This window comes from Thermogemmata fonticola, from assembly GCF_013694095.1.
GTDB lineage: Bacteria > Planctomycetota > Planctomycetia > Gemmatales > Gemmataceae > Thermogemmata > Thermogemmata fonticola.
Genome location: NZ_JACEFB010000017.1, coordinates 53,534 through 70,635, shown reverse-complemented (window position 1 = coordinate 70,635; position 17,102 = coordinate 53,534). Strand labels below are relative to the sequence as shown.

13 protein-coding genes are annotated in these 17,102 nt (G+C 60.4%); 7 read left to right on the top strand and 6 right to left on the bottom strand.

Annotated features, from left to right (window positions below; translation table 11 throughout):
• Positions 1-142: 142 nt before the first annotated feature.
• The 6 genes from H0921_RS16185 to H0921_RS16160 all read left to right on the top strand — a co-directional run bounded on the left by H0921_RS16185 (position 143) and on the right by H0921_RS16160 (position 6,930).
• Positions 143-475: a hypothetical protein gene (locus H0921_RS16185; protein ID WP_194539563.1), complete on the top strand. Its 333-nt coding sequence runs from the start codon at positions 143-145 to the stop codon at positions 473-475.
• A 7-nt stretch (positions 476-482) separates the two neighbouring features.
• Positions 483-1,589, top strand: a complete 1,107-nt coding sequence (locus H0921_RS16180) for an RHS repeat-associated core domain-containing protein (protein ID WP_194539562.1) — start codon at positions 483-485, stop codon at positions 1,587-1,589.
• 94 nt (positions 1,590-1,683) lie between these two features.
• Entirely contained in the window at positions 1,684-2,229 is a 546-nt protein-coding gene (locus tag H0921_RS16175; RefSeq protein ID WP_194539561.1) for a hypothetical protein, read from the top strand.
• Positions 2,230-2,479: 250 nt separating this feature from the next.
• The gene (locus H0921_RS16170; RefSeq protein ID WP_194539560.1) at positions 2,480-3,205 is read left to right on the top strand and encodes an RHS repeat protein; all 726 of its coding nucleotides are present in this window, start codon (positions 2,480-2,482) and stop codon (positions 3,203-3,205) included.
• 317 nt (positions 3,206-3,522) lie between these two features.
• Positions 3,523-5,178 carry an ABC transporter permease gene (locus H0921_RS16165; RefSeq protein WP_194539559.1) on the top strand — a complete coding sequence of 552 codons (1,656 nt, stop codon included), beginning with the start codon at positions 3,523-3,525 and terminating at the stop codon, positions 5,176-5,178.
• A 36-nt stretch (positions 5,179-5,214) separates the two neighbouring features.
• The gene (locus H0921_RS16160; protein WP_194539558.1) at positions 5,215-6,930 is read left to right on the top strand and encodes a c-type cytochrome domain-containing protein; all 1,716 of its coding nucleotides are present in this window, start codon (positions 5,215-5,217) and stop codon (positions 6,928-6,930) included.
• Between the two features lie 1,371 nt (positions 6,931-8,301).
• Here the strand turns inward: H0921_RS16160 and H0921_RS16155 are convergent.
• From H0921_RS16155 to H0921_RS16140, 4 genes are all read right to left on the bottom strand, one after another.
• Positions 8,302-8,901: an RNA polymerase sigma factor gene (locus tag H0921_RS16155; RefSeq protein ID WP_194539557.1), complete on the bottom strand. Its 600-nt coding sequence runs from the start codon at positions 8,899-8,901 to the stop codon at positions 8,302-8,304.
• 2 nt (positions 8,902-8,903) lie between these two features.
• Positions 8,904-9,047, bottom strand: a complete 144-nt coding sequence (locus H0921_RS16150; protein WP_194539556.1) for a hypothetical protein — start codon at positions 9,045-9,047, stop codon at positions 8,904-8,906.
• Positions 9,048-9,145: 98 nt separating this feature from the next.
• Positions 9,146-9,616: a YbhB/YbcL family Raf kinase inhibitor-like protein gene (locus H0921_RS16145; protein WP_194539555.1), complete on the bottom strand. Its 471-nt coding sequence runs from the start codon at positions 9,614-9,616 to the stop codon at positions 9,146-9,148.
• Between the two features lie 187 nt (positions 9,617-9,803).
• Positions 9,804-11,633 (bottom strand): DUF2339 domain-containing protein, encoded by a 1,830-nt coding sequence (locus H0921_RS16140; RefSeq protein WP_194539554.1) that lies wholly within the window; start codon positions 11,631-11,633, stop codon positions 9,804-9,806.
• Between the two features lie 388 nt (positions 11,634-12,021).
• Between H0921_RS16140 and H0921_RS16135 the strand changes: the two genes are divergently transcribed.
• Positions 12,022-12,252 (top strand): BON domain-containing protein, encoded by a 231-nt coding sequence (locus H0921_RS16135; RefSeq protein WP_194539553.1) that lies wholly within the window; start codon positions 12,022-12,024, stop codon positions 12,250-12,252.
• 204 nt (positions 12,253-12,456) lie between these two features.
• On the opposite strand, the gene H0921_RS16130 is transcribed toward H0921_RS16135, so the two are convergent.
• Complete coding sequence (locus H0921_RS16130; protein WP_194539552.1) at positions 12,457-14,244, bottom strand: hypothetical protein; 1,788 nt, start codon at positions 14,242-14,244, stop codon at positions 12,457-12,459.
• 34 nt (positions 14,245-14,278) lie between these two features.
• Positions 14,279-16,975 (bottom strand): acetate and sugar kinases/Hsc70/actin family protein, encoded by a 2,697-nt coding sequence (locus H0921_RS16125; RefSeq protein ID WP_194539551.1) that lies wholly within the window; start codon positions 16,973-16,975, stop codon positions 14,279-14,281.
• Positions 16,976-17,102 lie beyond the last annotated feature (127 nt).

The following is a 17,102-nucleotide window of genomic DNA, read 5'->3' as shown; positions in this document are numbered from 1 at the left end:
CTAGAAAAGGAAGGGGAACCCCCGTTCTAGGTTACACAGGAAATGTACGCCGGTTCGACGTACATGGAACAGATCGATATGTAGACGTAGATGTGGACAATGAGCTGGTGATTTCATATGGGAAAAAGCGGAGGTAATAGCTATGGATGCAGGCTTTTACGAGATAGACGGCCAAAGGATCAAAATCGATAAGGTTGTTGGAATATACCAGGTATGGACAATGGGACGGTTACCATTTGCCACTTACAAGATTTATGTCGTGCAGGCGCCAGAAGGGCACTATATTGCTTCTCCGAATGTTGTTGTCCGAAATTCGGAAACTCAATGCAATGAATATGTATGTGGAATCGGTGGCAGTATTGAAGAGGCAGTGCGTGATGCAATCCATATGTTTCTCAATGAGGTAGAAAAGCAAGCAAATAATAAGTTAAACAAAGAACTTGACGAAGAGGATTTCGTTTGGATGCACAATTGATAATTCGATGCGGACGCACAATGCCCAGAATGAGATCACCTCGATCAGCGGGGCAGTGCTACCGACCTATGATGCGAATGGCAATCTGACGCGGGATGAGGTGGGGCGGCAGTTTGTTTATGATGCCTGGAATCGGTTGGTGGAGGTGCGGGATGACAGCGGTGAGACGGTGAAGCGGTATGCCTACGACGGCCTGCATCGGCGGATTAGCGAGACGGCGGGCGGAGTAACCACGGACTTCTACTACTCCGACCAGTGGCAGGTGTTGGAGGAGCGGGTAGGTGGGCAGACCACGGTGCAGTACGTGTGGAGTCCGGTGTACGTTGATGCCCTCATTCTCCGGGATCGGGACAGTGACGGTGATGGGACACTGGAGGATCGCTTGTGGGTGGTACAGGATGCGAATTATAATGTTAGCGCGATCTTTGACAACTCGGGTAATGTAGTCGAGCGGTATATTTATGACCCGTTCGGCCAAGTCACGGTCTTGACAGGCAGTTGGGGTGTGCGGTCGGCGAGTGCGTATGCCTGGCTGCATCTGCACCAGGGCGGGCGCTTCGACCCAACGACCGGCCTATATCACTTCCGCCACCGCGACTATTCCCCCACCCTTGGCCGCTGGACGAGCCTCGACCCGCTCTCCTACGCCGCCGGGGACGTGAACCTGTACCGATATGTCGGGAACGGGCCGACGAATTGGGTAGACCCCTTTGGATACAGGAAACTCACGACTCAAGAACTCCAAGAGCTCTTGAAGCTGTTGCAGAAAAAGCCGCCGTTGACGAAGATGGAGAAAGACCGACTAAAAGATCTGCTCGACAACTTCAAGAAGGACGGCGCTGTCATCGAAGGACAAAAGGAAGTGGGGATCATTCGGGATATCGTGCGCATTGGCGGCAGAACCGTGCTGCCATACGTAGGTCCAGGTCTCGGTATAGCAATAACAGGCATCGGAAAGATCAATGAGAAACAATACGAGCGTTACGTCGAGGCACGAAAAGGTGGCGCGACGCACGATGAGGCCTATACTTTCAGAGATCAAGAAGTCGGCAAGAAATTCGAACTTCGGTACGAACTTGAACGGATACTGAGCGAACTCGAAAGAATGAAGTAGAAATAGAGAACCGCGGAATGCCTTGGTTTTACAGGCTTTCCAATAGTGCGTAAGCCTTGGACTTGCGTAAGCCTTGGACTTAGGAGTGATTGTAATGCGAAATCGTTTTGCTCTGTTCTGGCTCTGCATTGCGGCCTATTCGGCGTCGCTGGGCCTTCTGATGGCCAAGGATCGTGAACCACAGCTTAAATTCGAGGAATTGCAAGCATTACTCGGAAAAGATCATCTGAGTGATGAACTTCGTCAGTTTCGGGAATCGATGAAAGTGGAACCCGAAGTGTCGTATTCAGAACTAGGATTTGGAGTAGCCTTTTACCACACTTGGAAAGGTAAAGGTTTACAATTATGCTTTAACAATAAAAGCAAGCTTATCGGTATTCATTTATTCGCAGCTAATCAAGATGGATTTGAGGAATATAAGGGTACCTTACCAGGGAAACTTCAGTTTGAGCATAGCAGAAAATTAGTGGAAAAAACTCTTGGCAAACCCGATGAGGCAGGTGGAGGTGGGGTTATAAATTACTGGGTATATTATAAGAAATACAATATTGTAATTACATATCGCTCGAAAGATGAAAATGACTTGGAGACACGGATCGCACACGTCACACTGATTCAATCAGATAAAGAAGAAGAATAGTTGTACTTGTTTAGCGAGTACAGTTACTTATGATTAGCGAGTACAGTTGCTTACGAATTGTGATGTTCGAGGAGAGTTGCTCTCGATCACGACCTACCGAGAGAGATCCGAAATCGCTATCTTATTGCATGCCAACAGGTTGCAGATTGAGATTTGGAGAGATTTGTTACGAAGAGGGTTGGTCTCGCGGATCTAATTACTTGTACATCTAGTTCTTGCACCACATGGGTTACCAGAAAACGCCGAGAGGATGGCCTTTCGGCCTTTCGCATTTTCCGCCAGTGTTCCAAGAGTTTCCGCCAAGCTGGCTCCCTGGCCCGCGCTCTGCACGCAGACGCGGACGCACAATGCCCAGAACGAGATCACGGGTATCAGTGGTGCGGTGCTGCCGACCTATGATGCGAATGGCAACCTGACGCGGGACGAGGCGGGTCGGCAGTTTGTCTACGATGCCTGGAATCGGTTGGTGGAGGTGCGGGATGGCAGCGGTGAGACGGTGAAGCGGTATGCCTACGACGGTCTGCATCGGCGGATCAGCGAGACGGCGGGTGGAGTAATCACGGACTTCTACTACTCCGATTCCTGGCAGGTGCTGGAGGAGCGGGTCGGCGGGCAGACCACGGTGCAGTACGTGTGGAGTCCGGTGTACGTTGATGCCCTCATTCTCCGGGATCGGGACAGTGACGGTGATGGGACACTGGACCAGCGTTTGTGGGTGGTGCAGGACGCCAATTTCACCGTGACGGCGGTGGTGGATGACGGTGGAAATGTTGTCGAGCGTTACGTCTACGACCCATTCGGTCGGGTGCGGAAAATGGCCACTTGCCGGGTGAAACTGAACATTCGGGTTGAGACCCAGATGGGGCTAAACCGTAGCGGACACGTTGGTCGCAGACACATCTCTGTTACTACCAAGCGGCGTGGTTATCAACAGAATGAGTTGCCCGACCGAATCATTGCAGGGTTTCTGAGTTAAAATAAATCCATGTAACAGTCAGAAACGACCGGTTGAGGAAAACGATCTTCTGCGCCCCTATCGGCTCAATCGGTTTCGTGAAGAGAGCTACGCCGTTCCAGAATCCCCCTAAAACTACTGAACCCAGCCGGCGGGAGTAACGGCATTGCACAAGGAACGGGGTGCAAAGGGAATCGCCCTGCGATGGTCGATGTGAAAAGGCGAGGAGAATCCTTGACGGAAGCCAAGCCACTCCATTGGGGTGGGGCCGATGAGTCCGTGACGGTGTTGCGACTCACTATTGAGGCGGCCATTTGCTGCCAGAGAGGGTGAGCGGCATGAGGGCGGTATGGATTTTGGCGGCGAAAGACCTGCGGCTATTGCTGCGTGACGCCCGCAGTGCTGTGATCCTGTTGCTGACGCCCCTGGTGCTGATCGTCGTCCTCGGAGTCGCTCTGGGAGAAGGGTTTGGGGAAAAGCCGGACGATCGCCTGCGAATCACGGTACTGAATCTCGACCGGGGTCTGCCGCAGGGGGTGGATTTCCCGGAGAAGTCCTGGGCGGAGGTGGTGCTGGATGATCTCAGCGCCACGCCGGACATTCGCATCGAGTTGCTGCCCTCGCGGACTGTGGCGGAGCGGCTGATTGCCCAATCGCGCCGCCCGGCCGTGTTGATCCTGGAGAGCGATTTCTCCGAACGTCTGCAGCGCTGCTCATTTCTCGCGCAGGGGGACCCGCCGCCGATCAATCCCCTGGGCCGGGATGGCATCCGTCTGGAAGCTCTGGGGGTGCAGTTGCTGGCGGATCGCACCCAGCCGGTTTCCGCGGCGATGGTCGAACAGGTTATCCAGGTGGCACTGTTGCGGGTGGTCGTTCCCTGGATGATCGGCCGGGCATTTGAGCGGGTCGGCGACGAAGCCTTTATGGCGATGGTGGCCCAGCGGCTCCACCAGGTACGGCCCATCCCGGCGGCGGTGCTCCAGGAACTCGACCCGGTCGTGCAGAAACTGCTCGTGAATCTGACGCAGGACCCGGAATTCCTCACCCTGGTGGCGGCGGAGTTTGCCCGTAGCGATCCCGTGCGTGCGGTGGGGGATGCGGCCGTGGTCCAGCGGCGCTCGGCGGAGTTCCGCCGGGCGGTGCACCGGGCGTTCCAAAACCGGGAGTTGCTGAGCCGCGTTGGGCGGGACATTTCTTTTGGCGAAGTGCTGACACCGGCGGTGCGGCAGGAAGTGGGACCGCGGGTCCAGGAGGGCGTGGCGGACTTGTTTCCGAACTACAATTTCCGGGCGCGGACCTGGGCGGAATTGGTCAAAAGCGAGCCGCGCCAGCCGGGGGAAAACAACCGCACTCCCTGGCGCGACACCAGCGGCAGCGGCTTCCTGGGACGCGGGGCCTTGCGCTACCAACTCCTCGTACCCACCTACACCGTCCTGTTCATGTTCTTCCTGGTGCTCAGCGGGGGTTGGCTGTTCGTTGCCGAACGCAAGCACAATACCTTGCTCCGTCTGCGGGCCGCCCCCCTCAGCGACACCCAGATTCTCGCCGGCAAATGGATCCCCTGCTTGGCTTTATCCCTGTTCCAGGGGTGGTTCCTCTTCCTCGGCGGGAAGTGGCTCTTTGGGATGCATTGGGGAAGCCAGCCGCTTTACGTCCTGGGCGCGCTGACCGCCACCTCCTTCGCCGCGGTGGGGCTGACCGTGTTCGTCGCCAGTCTGGCCCGCACGGAAACCCAGGTCTCCGTCTACGGCACCCTGCTTGTGCTGATCCTGGGCGGACTCAGCGGCGCTCTCATGCCCCGCGATCTGATGCCCGAACAGATGCGAACGATCAGCCTACTAACCCCCCCGGCGTGGTCCCTGGAAGCGATCCTCCACGCAATCACGGAACCGGAACCGGACCGGCTACGGATCGGCCAGGCGTGCGGCGTCCTCCTGGCGTTTGGCCTGGTGTTCACCCTCTTGGCCCGCTGGCGGATGGACTTGCGTTCCTGAACACCCCGCCGAGGGGGAATTGCATGGTTCCTCGCTATGCCAACAGCAGGCAAACCCAAGACGTTCTCCGACGGCGGCGTGAATGGTCCCGCGAAGCGAGCGTCCGCTGGGGACCGTGATTCTCGCGCGGCTCTGTCCCCTCGGCCGAAGGGCTGCCGCTGCTGGTATTCCTCCTTCCGGCTTATCGTGGGGTGGGGGGCAGCAGCCGGGCTGACGTGGCTTGTGGCTGGGAATGCGGAGTTTCACCAGGCGGTGCAGGCAGAACCACAGTCATCCTCCACAAAGCTCCCGCCCTCGGAGCAGCCTGCGCCCCCTTCTCAGGGGCCGATCAATACGGAGCAGCGGCGCGGCGATCTGGCCCTGGCAGCCCGCCACATTCTGCACCAGTACTGCCGTGAATGCCACGGCGGAGCGAAAAAGCAAGGGCGGCTGGTGATTTCCCACGCGGAGTCTTTGCTGCGGCAGGACCTGCCCGTGCCCTGGGTCAAGCCGGGGGAACCCTCCGCTTCGCAGATTGTGCACTTCCTGGAAGAAGGGTCGATGCCGCCGGGGAATCGGCCCCGGCCCAAACCCGAAGAGGTCCGCCTTCTGCGGGAGTGGATCGCAGCCGGCGCCCCAGCGTTCCCCGCCGCTTTCGATGAGGACTACATTCTGACCACACTGGTGCGCGATCTGGCCCAACGGGGCCGAGATGCCCCCTACGGCCGCTATGTCTCCCTGGCTCACTGCGTCCCACCCCAGTTGGGCAGCCCCACGCTGCGGTCCCTGGAAAGCGAGTTACGCCGCCACTTGCAACAGTGCGGCCTCCAGGAACTGGTGCCAATCGACCCCCCGGCCACGGTCTTCCGCTTCGACATCCGCGAGGCGCACTGGCACAGCCGGGAGTTATTCCTCCGCCTGCAACAGGGCGCCCCTGCCGGTGTCTATCCCTTGTCACCATACGATCTGCTGCTGCTGGAGTATCCCTTCGTGGAAAATGCGGAGGGCGCCTCGCGCTGGCCGTCCGCCATTCAGGACTACCTCCAGGCGGCTCGCTTGATCCGTCCCGTTCCGTATCTGCGTGGGGATTGGCTGAGTGCATATTTGGCTTCTTCCTCCCCTCTGGCCGAAGAGTTGCGCAACCTAACGGCCCTGGCTGAGAGTCTGGAACGGCAAGGCTGGCCGCCGGCGGGGCGGGAAAAAGAGGCGCCCTGCGGTCCTGTGCCGCGCCCCTTCCACACTTTGCCTTTACCCGCCTCTGCTCTTCCTCCGGGACGGCAGCCCGTGACAGCTTGGTACCGCTCCGCTGCTTCCCCCGCCAACCTTCCGAAAGGATGGCAGGCGGAATTGATTTCGTCCCAAGGCCAACCCCTGCGACGGGTGCGAAAAGGGGAACCGTTCCGGCTGCGCCTCCAGGCGCCCCAGGATGTCCATTTCACGCTGCTGATGATCTGGTGCACGGGCCACATCGAGACGGTGGAAACCAATCGGGGCGGGTTCCTGAAAAGGGGCGAGCACATCCTGACCCCGCGGGAGGCGGAGGCATTTCGGATCGTCGATATCCTGACCGGAGAGAAGGAAACCCGCGAATTCTTCCTGCTGCTGGCCTCCCCTCAACCCTTGCCCGCCCTCACCCTCGTGCGCAGCCGCCATGCTGCTTCCCCCCGCTGCGAACTCCAGCGCCGTTTCCCCATCGAGCGCTTCCTCCTGGAAGCCCAGGGCCGGCCCGCGCCGCTGGAAAGCCTGCTCGTTCCCATTCCGCTGTCGGAATAAACTTGGGACGGCGGAATGCCCGCAATCGTTCGAGCGAGGCCGCCAGCCGGTGCCTCGCGGAGAAGGCCAACTCAAACAGATATTCGAGGACCACCTTACCAATCGCTACACGGAAGACACGGACCTGCAAGTCGCCATGACGTAAGGCAACCTGACTGACATCGACCCAGCTGGAAGCCTCGGTCGTCGGAGGAACCGACGGCGTCGTTTTGGCGATCTTGGGATCCTTGGACGTTTGCCCCTAACTGTTCGGAACCAAAGCACCATTGGTAGCGGGCGGATTCGTCCGGTGTAACCCTACGGGACGGGGGTGGTCCTCTGACTTTACTTTAACCCGGAAAACACGGCGGTGAGCAAACACAGACCGAGAAGCACAATAAGAACAATGGCAACAGCGACCATTGAGCCAAGAAAGCCGCCCAGCGCACTCCCGAAGGAACTCCCGAAGGCTGTCCCGAACGAGTCACTGTGACGATGAGTGATGGTGATCCGACTGGGCGGACTAGTCGCTTCGGAAAAGTCAAACGGACTCGACAGGGGCGGTTGCACCACGACCGGTTGGTAAATGACCGTCGGCTCCGGGAGATTCGGAACTGGAGGCAGAGACCTTGGTACCGGAGAACTGGAACTCGGGACCTCGGCAGGACCCGAAGACGACGGCGGAGGTGATAGCTCCGGAATCAGAAGCCGTTCACCACAATTCGGGCACTGAACCTGGCGTCCAACCATGTGATCGGCCACCAGCAAACGGGCCGAGCAAAACGGACAGAAGAACGAAAGCGGCACAGCAGCACCTCCTTTTGGACAGTCACGGGTTCAGGACTGGTTCAGGTAAATGACATCGGACCTCTGGAAAGGAGATTTTTGCTACGTAGCAAAAATCGCACCCTTACAACCCGATCTTACCACTGTCCAATCCCACCCCGCAACAACGCAGGGCAAAACCACAAAAGAGCAACACCAACGCACAAGACCGCATACAACTTGCACGAAGCATAGGTCGACATTAAGAGCGAAACAATTCTTCCCAAGACGCATTCGTAATCGTTCCCAGGAGACTCCAATGACCAGTTGAATCCTATTCTTACTAGGCGCACCCTCACCGCAGGCACCCTGATCGCTGTGTTCTATTTTACATCCTCCCCGAATTGGAAATCCGACAGAGGGAAGAACTCACCCGGCTCGCAACCGAGCTGACCCAAAAAACAGAACACGAGCTGGAACCAGAAAAGGACAAGATCCAAAAACAAATCCGCCAGGAACTCGAAGCCGAATATGAGACCAGACTCAAAACAGCACTCCAGGACCTCGCTGTCGCGAAGGCCACGGTGTGATCCCAGGGCTGACGCTGCGGGAAGAGCGCATTTCCGGTCAGCCGGACTCGGCGGCGTGCTGATGGGCCAGCTTTTCGATCCGTTCCAGGACCCGCCGGATTTTGCGATCGTAAGTTTGGAGCTTCTGGGCGATCTCGGAGGTGGAATATCCCTGCAAGCGCAGTTCCAGGACCTTGCACTCGAAGTCGGAGAGGCGGGCGAAGAAGCGCTCCATCTCTTCCACGAGGGTCACTTCCGCTTCCGGCGGCGGCTCCTGGGAGATCAACTGTTCCATCAGGTCCCGGTCGTCCAAAACATTCACGACTTCGCGGGCGGGATCGCGTTTGGCGGCCCGGTGGTGGGCGATCTGCCGGAGGGTTTTGTGCACCGTCAGCCGCACGAGCAGCTTGAACAGATCGCTTTCCTCAGCAAAGCTGAAGTCGCTTTTGCGCAGGTGGACGAAGAAGGTGCGGAAGGCGGATTGGATCACATCCTCCGGGTCGATGCGTTTCAGGAGGCGCTGGCCGATGCGGCGGCGAGCCAAGCGGAGCAACTTCTCGCAATAGCGGTCGAAGAGAATCTGCGCGGCCGTATCACTGCCGGCCTGATAGGCGGCGACGAGATCGCGGTCATCGCGCGGGGGTGTGGGTTCGGCCATGATCAGGACTCCCCAGTGTCACAGGGCTGACGCAGCACTTGGCCCAGGGCGGAGCAGCGTGGGATTACGCCGTTGCTGCCGTACCACTCCTCCAGGCCGCCGGGGTCGATCCGCCGCTTGGGTCGGCAGCCCGCTAGCCACATCATGCATCCGGAAAACCGTGTGCTCCTGGGCCCTGCCGCAAACCCTCCGCCTCCTTCACCCGTCCGGGGAGGAGGCAGAACCCACCCCCGGCGCACGCTCCCTATTTCTTCTTCTGATAGGTGCCCATCAGTTCCGCCTGAGCCAGGATGTGGCCTTGCATGGCCTGGAGGAGCCGGTCCTTGGTCGGCGTGCCCAAATCCGGCAGGACGGTATCTAGAGCGTACAGTTTGAAGAAGTAGCGATGCCGCCCGATGGGGGGGCAAGGTCCGCCGTAGCCGGTGCGTTTCCAGTCATTGAGTCCTTCACAGGTCCCCGCCGGCAACTGGCGGACATCCTTGGCCAAGCCGGTGCAGTCCGCGGGTAGGTTGTAGAGCACCCAATGCACCCAGGTCATCTTGGGCGCCGCGGGATCGGGCGCATCGGGATCATCCACGATCAGGGCGAAGCTCTGCGTTCCGGGAGGCGCACCGGACCAGCGCAGCTCCGGGGACACATCCGGCCCTTCACAAGTGTATTCCGTGGGAATCTCGCCGCCGTGGCTAAATGCCGGTGAAGTTAACGTCAGAGCCATGCTGCTTCCCTCCTTCGGCTGATCGATTCTTACCTTCCTTCTCCGCGTCCGACATGGGTCTGAGCTACTTTGCCATTATACTCCGAACCGACAGGGCCGCTATGAGCGCATCCGCTCCTGATGCGCTGGGACGGACTCATACCCCCGCCGGGACAAACACTCTCCCCCGAACCTCGACGAGCTGGCTTCAAGGGTGGATGTCGATCACGCCGAGCGGACCTTCCACCTTGTGGACGCAATACCGGCCCCAGCGGAAAACCAGCGGCTGATTCCAGGGAAAGAGCTGGCGGTAGGGTGCGGGAAAGTCCCGGGGCAAGTGGAGTTCCTGGCCGTCCGCTACCGGTAATTGGTCAGGAGAAATGTCCGGGAGAACAGGGTAGAGATCGCTCACCACGTAGCGCTGGCGGCTCCAGGCCACCGCCTCGGCGATCTCCCCCACTCGTGCGCGGATGGAGAAGGCCGTGCCATAGTGCAGGTACCGCGTCGCCGGCTCCAGATTCAGGAGGAGGTACAGGGGATGCGTGCCGTCATGCCAGCAATTCAGCTCGCCATCCTGGAGCGGCGGGTGCACTTGCCGCAAATAGTCCGCGACTTGAGCCAGGTCCTCCCAATTCGTGGCGCAATGGCAATCGATGTACAGCCCCAAGCGGTTGCGCAATTCCGGCGTGCTGCCTTCTGTCCAGCAACGGAGCCAAAGGCCGGTGCGCTCTCGGTCCAAAAGCGGATGGGCCGTCCAGCGTTCGAGCAGGGGGAATTGTTGCATCCGCTGCCATGCCGCAGACACCGGCGGTACTTGCAGCAGCAGCGAACCGGCGAGCACTCCCAGCACCAGGAGCTTGCTGGCATTCCAGCCCCCGACCGTCAGCAGGGCGAGGGCCAGGAACACTGGGGGAACATGGGCGTAATCGAACGGCTTTTGCACGACCACCACTTGCAGCAACCACCCAACATATAAGGCCGCCAGGAGGGTTATCCCGATCGGCCCTTCACCTTGATCACCGCTATCATCGCTTAGCCTTTTCATGGACGTTGAGGAACCAGGAGCCAGACTGGTACCAGGAAGTGCGCGGATGGCGATCAGGCGATACAGCCAGTAAGCCGCGATTGGCAGGGCCAAGGCATGCAAGGCACTCCAGGGACCAAAGCACCGGAAAAGGTAACCAGCCCGAAAGGCGAGGCCCTCCGGCCAGTAGCTCAGATAACCGGGCACCCAACGGGTCAGGATGTCCAGGAAGTACGGCCAGGCTCCGGTAGCCATTAGCCAGGCGATCCCGGCTGCACCGCAGAGTAGCCCCCCGGCCAGCACAGCGGCGCTATCCCCGGCCAGGATACGCCATCCGCCGCGGCGATAAAGCAGTACGACACCGGCTCCCACCACAGCCAGCGCCGGGATGCTGACATGCGGCTTGAGCCACACTCCGACCCCCCAGAGCATGCCTTCACCCACCGCCAGCCTATGCCGCCGGAAGGAACACTGCCCTGACAGGTCGTGGCCGAGCCGCCACCGCCGCCACCGCACCTCCAGGGCCAATAGGGCCGGCAGCAGCATCCACCCATCCCGCTGCACGTGATTGAATTCGCTGAGGAACAGATAAAAGAGGGCACACGCCGCCACGAACCAACCCAGCCGGGAGGGCGGCACTCCCCCGCGCTTCAACCCCACCGCCAAGGCGGCCACCGCGCTGCCGATCACCACCAGATCAGCGAGGCGGAGCCATTCGGAGCTGGAACCAACCAACCAACGGAGCAGAGCGAAACACCAGACCATGCCCGGAAAGTTGGTATCAAACACATCCCGGTAATGGACGCCGCCGCGCAGCACATTCCGCGCCGCCAGGTCGTAGAGCGTCACATCGGTCCACGGCGGCATGCAGACAAACAGCGGGCCGCCAACGGCCAACAGCGTGGCGGCCGCCAGCCAACCCCCGCCATGCTGGCAGAGGCTCGCCGCCAGCATCCGCCTTGGTGCATCACCCCAGGATAAGAAGCGGAAAAACACCAAACCCTCGGTTTTCACGCCCTCACCCCCGCCCCGCGGACCGCCGGGCTGATAGGAAGGCTTGGAAAAAAAATTGGATTTTTTCGTTGCAAAGGCCTCCGCGACGGCTTACCATGAATATGGTTATATTCCTTCGCCCCATTCGGGACCGGGACAGGATTGTCGCGATCGCCCGGCTGACCCAAGGAATGGACCAGTTTCTCCCATCATGACGTTTGTGTTTCTGTGCTGTCGCGTGGTGCAGGAAGCGAACCGGCATCCCAGGAGGGCCGTTTCGCCGGGAAGGGACTCTGCCAACACTCAGGTGGAGCGGTGGCGGCGCGCGGCTGAGACGGAGGCCGTGGGCGAACAACTCCCCACCGCTTGCAGGGCATGAAGCACGGACACCGTAGGAGTGAAGTGATTTATGAACGCGACTGTCACCCCTCGCATGGAGCCGGCCGACATTCTCCAGAACAGTCCTCTCCCCCAACTTCGCCGGTTGCAGGTCGTGGTCAACGACCAGGAAGTGATCATCCTAGGAAAGGTCACGAGTTACTACATGAAGCAGTTGGCGCAGGAGTCGCTTCGGCCCTCGATTGGCCGCCGCCGCCTGATCAACCGGGTGGAGGTCTGCCGGCACGGTAAGACGGAGTGAGGCGGGAAAGCCCCAGCGCAAACCCCAGGGCCAATCGCAAGCCCCAGGGCCGAGCGGCTGGAACCCGTCTCGTCTGGCCCCAGATACGTCCTGCCAGTACGTAGGAAGCTGGCCCAGCACATCCGCCGTGCCGGTAGTCGGCCCAACCTTACTCCGCTTCCACATCGCCGGCAGCGGCCGGCTCAACCCTACTCCGGCTCAACCCTACTCCGCTTCCACATACGCTGGCAGGCGCAGGCTCCCGTCCGCCTGATAGCGCAGACCGGGACGCAGGATGCGGGTTACGCGCCCCTTCGTCAGGCGAGTTCCTGGCGGATAGGTTAGCCACCCTTGCGGAAAATCCCGATCGGTAGTTGGCTCGAACGTGGTGATCCCGAAGCCTTCCTGAAGCATCCCCGCCAAATGTTCCCCGAACTGCTGGGCCACTTGCGGATCGCTCTGCATCCACTGCGCCCGGAGTTCCCAATACAGCTTGAACAAATCCACGACTTGTTGTTCCAGGCAACCCTGCAAGCCCGCCAGGCGGAAGGCGCGCAGTGACTCCTGGAGGCGCTGGCCGATCTCGCCAGGGGTTTGCCGAGCGACCGCTTCCAGCTCATTCAAGCCCACCGGCGGCGGACCGGCGGACACTTGCAACTCCGCGGGGCGGACGATCTCCCCGTTTGCATCCTCCAGGCCGAACACTCGCACGCCGAGGACCGTTTTCACCGGCACATCCTTCTTAAACACCGGACGGAACTGATAGCGCTGCGGGTATTCCTCCGCATCAGGGGGATAGCCCTCGGACAGGGGAAAGACCTTCCATCCGAGGAAAGACAACCATTGGCGCACGCACACGGGGGGCCAATCCGTCCGGACCGATGGGGCGGCTTCGGGGGAATCCACACTGTCGATCAAGCGAACCACATGCTCCCGCAGCGGCAACTGGCCCTCAGCTAGCAGGCGCGACAACTCCCGCTTGCAGGCATCGGCGAGGGCATGCAGACCCTCTTCGCGGGCCTGTTGCAGCAAGGCCTTTGTCTGTTCGTAATAATCGATCAGTTCTTGCGGAGCTTCCCAGGTGCAGATGACAAGAGCGGGATCGGTGGCGTAACGTTCAACGCGGATGATGCGGCCGACGGAACCGCCCGCGTGGCACTCGACTTTACCGGGGGGACTCTCCGCCTGAGGGGGCCACTGCCAGAAGCTGGAGCCATTGCCGCAGGGATAGCACTGGACGGCCAAACCCTGGCACACGGCTTGGAGCCAAGCGGCGGCGGCGGAGTCGTGCTGCGCCAATTGTGCGAGCTGATCGAACCAGGGCGTTCCTCCATTACTCAGCCAGCCGCGCCAGAGTTTTTTGTTTTCCTCGGAATGACTGGGCGGGGGGCTGCCCGATTCTTCCAGCAGGGTAAGCCAGGGTCCCTGCGGCAGCGGCATGCCGCAGCGCCAGCGCTCCGCCGTTTCCACGACGTGCTCCGCCAACTCCACCAGGATGAGGGGAACCCATTGATCCCGTTCCCGCAAGCGGGCGAGGATGTTTTCGACTTCCAGGCCGTAGCGCAGGAGTTCTTCCAAGGCTCGACGGCGTTCGCGGCTGGCGGGACGCCAGGCGGCCAGGCACTCAGCCAAGCGGGCAAAAAGGAGGCGGGTATCTTCCTCTTCCTCAGCAGTCCCAAACCACCGGCCCCAGGAAAGGGTTCCTCGCCGGCGTGCTCCGGGGGCACCGCTGGATTGCTCGCAGACCCGCCGCCACCGTTCCAGTTCCTCCGGTTCCGGCGTCAGCAGCCGGCGCAAAAAATGCGGCGGACGCCATTGCTGCCATTGCAACAGCAAGCGGGTCCAACCCCAGACATCCGTCGGCGCGTTCTCCCGCTCCGGCAGCAGTTGCAGGAAGCGTCGGGCGGCCGACTCCCCCGGCCAGTGGGCACCCACATCGGCCAAGCGGACTGCGAACCGCGCCATCTCCCGAAGCAGCACCGCCAGTTCACCGGCACAACTTGCGTCACGCATTGTGGCTCTTCCCACCAACCTGCCGAGTCTTTGCTCAAATGTCTCCCCCCATCGCCACGGGACGGCTATCCTCCGCAGTCATGACGCGCATCTGGCCGATGGCCCCCGTTTCTCTGTCCATCACCCGGAAAAACCCCTCCGCGGAAACATAACTAATCTCGATCCGCCCGGAGAGGGGGTCCTTGAACTCATACGACAGGTACGGCTCCCACCGATGCTCCTCCTCACCCGGAAACCGGCGTTCCAGGTTGAAAACACGCCCCAGTTGTTGCCCCCCCTCCCAACCTGCCTCCCCGCTCGTGACGGAACGCAAATCGACTTCCTGGGCCTGAGACTCCAGTTGCCGGTAACTGGTCATAGCGGTAAACAGCACGCGGTGTCGACCGGTCCGCATGTCGTGATAACCGACGTCGAAGGGCAGCAGATCGCACAAGCGGCTATTGAAGCGAATCTGCAACGTGCGGGGCACGCGCTCTACCATCCGGGCCAGGGTCGCTCCCTTCGCCACAGCATACTTCAGATTTTGCTCCTCGCAGTACAGTTTCTGCTGGACATACGGCACGCAGAGCCTCTCTTCCAAAACCTCCCGGCACAGGGGATAGAGCGAGCCGTTGCCGGAGAGGATCACCCAGTCGATTCCCACTCCCGTTTCCAGGTCCTTGTCCATTTGGTCCATGATCAAGCGATTGCATTGCTGGACCAATCGTTCCAAATGGTCGCGCAGGAGGGGATCGACTTCGCTCCGGGAGATCGTGGTGTCAGCAATCTGGTTGATCAGGGTATTTTGGACCTGTTGCGGAATGTTGCGGAGTATGCCTGCCATGAGGGGGGATGTATCGGCTCGGAGCAAGGAGGGGTCCAAATCCCGCAGGCGTACGCTGCGTCCGCGGCTATCCTTAGCGGATTCGCTGAGCCGGCGCTTGATTTCTTCGGCCAGGCGCCAGAGGCCGTGGAAGCAGGTCCGCCGCTGGAGGTTGTCCTCGTCCATTCTGTTGGGGTCGAAACGGGTAGGAACCAGTTCATCCTTAGGATCGGCATCCCGCAGGCGAGTGATGTAGCCTTCCACGATTTGGCGGGCTTGACCTGCCGGAAGCTGCGCGGGCAGAGGCGGCGGAGTATTCGGCATTTGCCGCACACGCCGGATGAGCCCTTGCACTTTGGCCTTGAGCAGGCGGCAAATCTCGCGGGTCATAGCATCGCCGCCGAAGCGGCGCAAACCGCTACGGTTGAGGATTTCCACATACAAATTATGCTGTTCCTGGACCGGAGATACAGCGCGAACCAAAGCAATATCCGTCGTCCCACCCCCAACATCCACCAGCAGCATGTGGATGCCGTTGGGATAGAGATAGCGGAAACGGACCAGCCCGCCATGCAGGTCGAAGACGCGCCGATAGAGATAGTAGAAGGCCGCCGCCGTCGCTTCATCCAACGCTAGGCCGATCAAGGGGCAAGGGGTGTCGGGGTTCTGCAACCACTGCCGGACGCGGCTGCCCAACTCTTGCAACGTGCCATCCCCGCCTGTGTCAAGGGAGGCGTTTTGGTCGCTCTGGGGCAGCCCCATCGCCCGCAGCCAGCCTAGCGCCGCGGCTTTCTGGAGTTGCAGCAACTCGCGGGGGCTGTAGGTCGTCGGATAGGTCAGGACCACGTCATCGGGCCAACCTTTCTGGGCCCGGCGGAATTGCTGATAAACGTAGCTGAAGAGCAGCTCGCCGGGGACCCGATGGAGCATCTCGATGGTTTCCCGCTGGATCACCCCTGGCGCGCGTTCATGCTCCGTCAGCAGGGAAAACGTCGGCTCCTCCTGCCGCATCGCCGTCCAATCGGCCCCCTCGGACGACGCCGGACGAAACAACGGCTGCGTGCTCAACAACTGCTTGGCACCCAGGACCACCCCCACATCGCCGGCGCTCAAATTGGTGACCGCCCGTTCCCCCGCCACGAAACGGATGGCCCCGGCCCTCTCATCTGTCGGCAGGCTCGGAAAGCGGCGCTGCCCTTCAATGTTGGCTCCAAAACTGATGATCCGGTCGATCCGCACGGCCGACACCAGCGGTTGGGCTTCGCCGCCGCTGCTCCGCCCTTCCTCCAACGGCACCGTCTTGAGCGAGGTGGAAAGGTAGGTCTGGTCGCGCAAGTCCTGCGTCACGGCCGTGGTGCTCGTGTTCCCCAAATCGATGGTCAACACCCCTTCATAGCGCGGCAGGGGAGTGCAGGGCTTGAGGATCAGCGAAAGCTCTCCTTCCTGCTGGATATACCGCCCGAACTGCTTGCCATCGAAAATCAACAACCGGATCGGATGGGTGTACTCCTGTTTGTCGGCGGCTCCCAACTGCTGAACCTGGTTGTGGAAACCCTCGTCATCAGTATCCACCTCGACTGTGAGGAACACGCGGTTCATTTGCGGCAGACTCGAGGCGAGGAAGCGGTAGTTGCTCAGAAATTTCCCCGGCGCCACCTGTTCCCGCCGGGCGGCATGATCTTGGCAGACCCTATCGAGACCGGCCGTACTGTCCTGGAAGGGGATATTCGTCCCGCCGCTGCCGGCATCCGCCATAGCATAGAGCCGCAGCCAGCCGAACTCCCGCGGCCAATAGATCAACACGCCAAAAGAAGCCAATTGGTCCCAGGGTTGACTGGGGCGTATGTGGCCAGACAATTGGAATGTATGGGCACACAACCCCGTGCGGATGTAAATGTTCTCCATGATCAGAGGCACGCGGATCGACATGTCTGTTCCCACCTCGGTACGGATGCGGACAATCAGTTCCCATCGCCGTTAGTATGCAGAGCCGCCGGATCCTTCCTGCGGGATGGCCAGCAAGAGACAACCCCACGCCGCCAGAGAATGCTTCGCC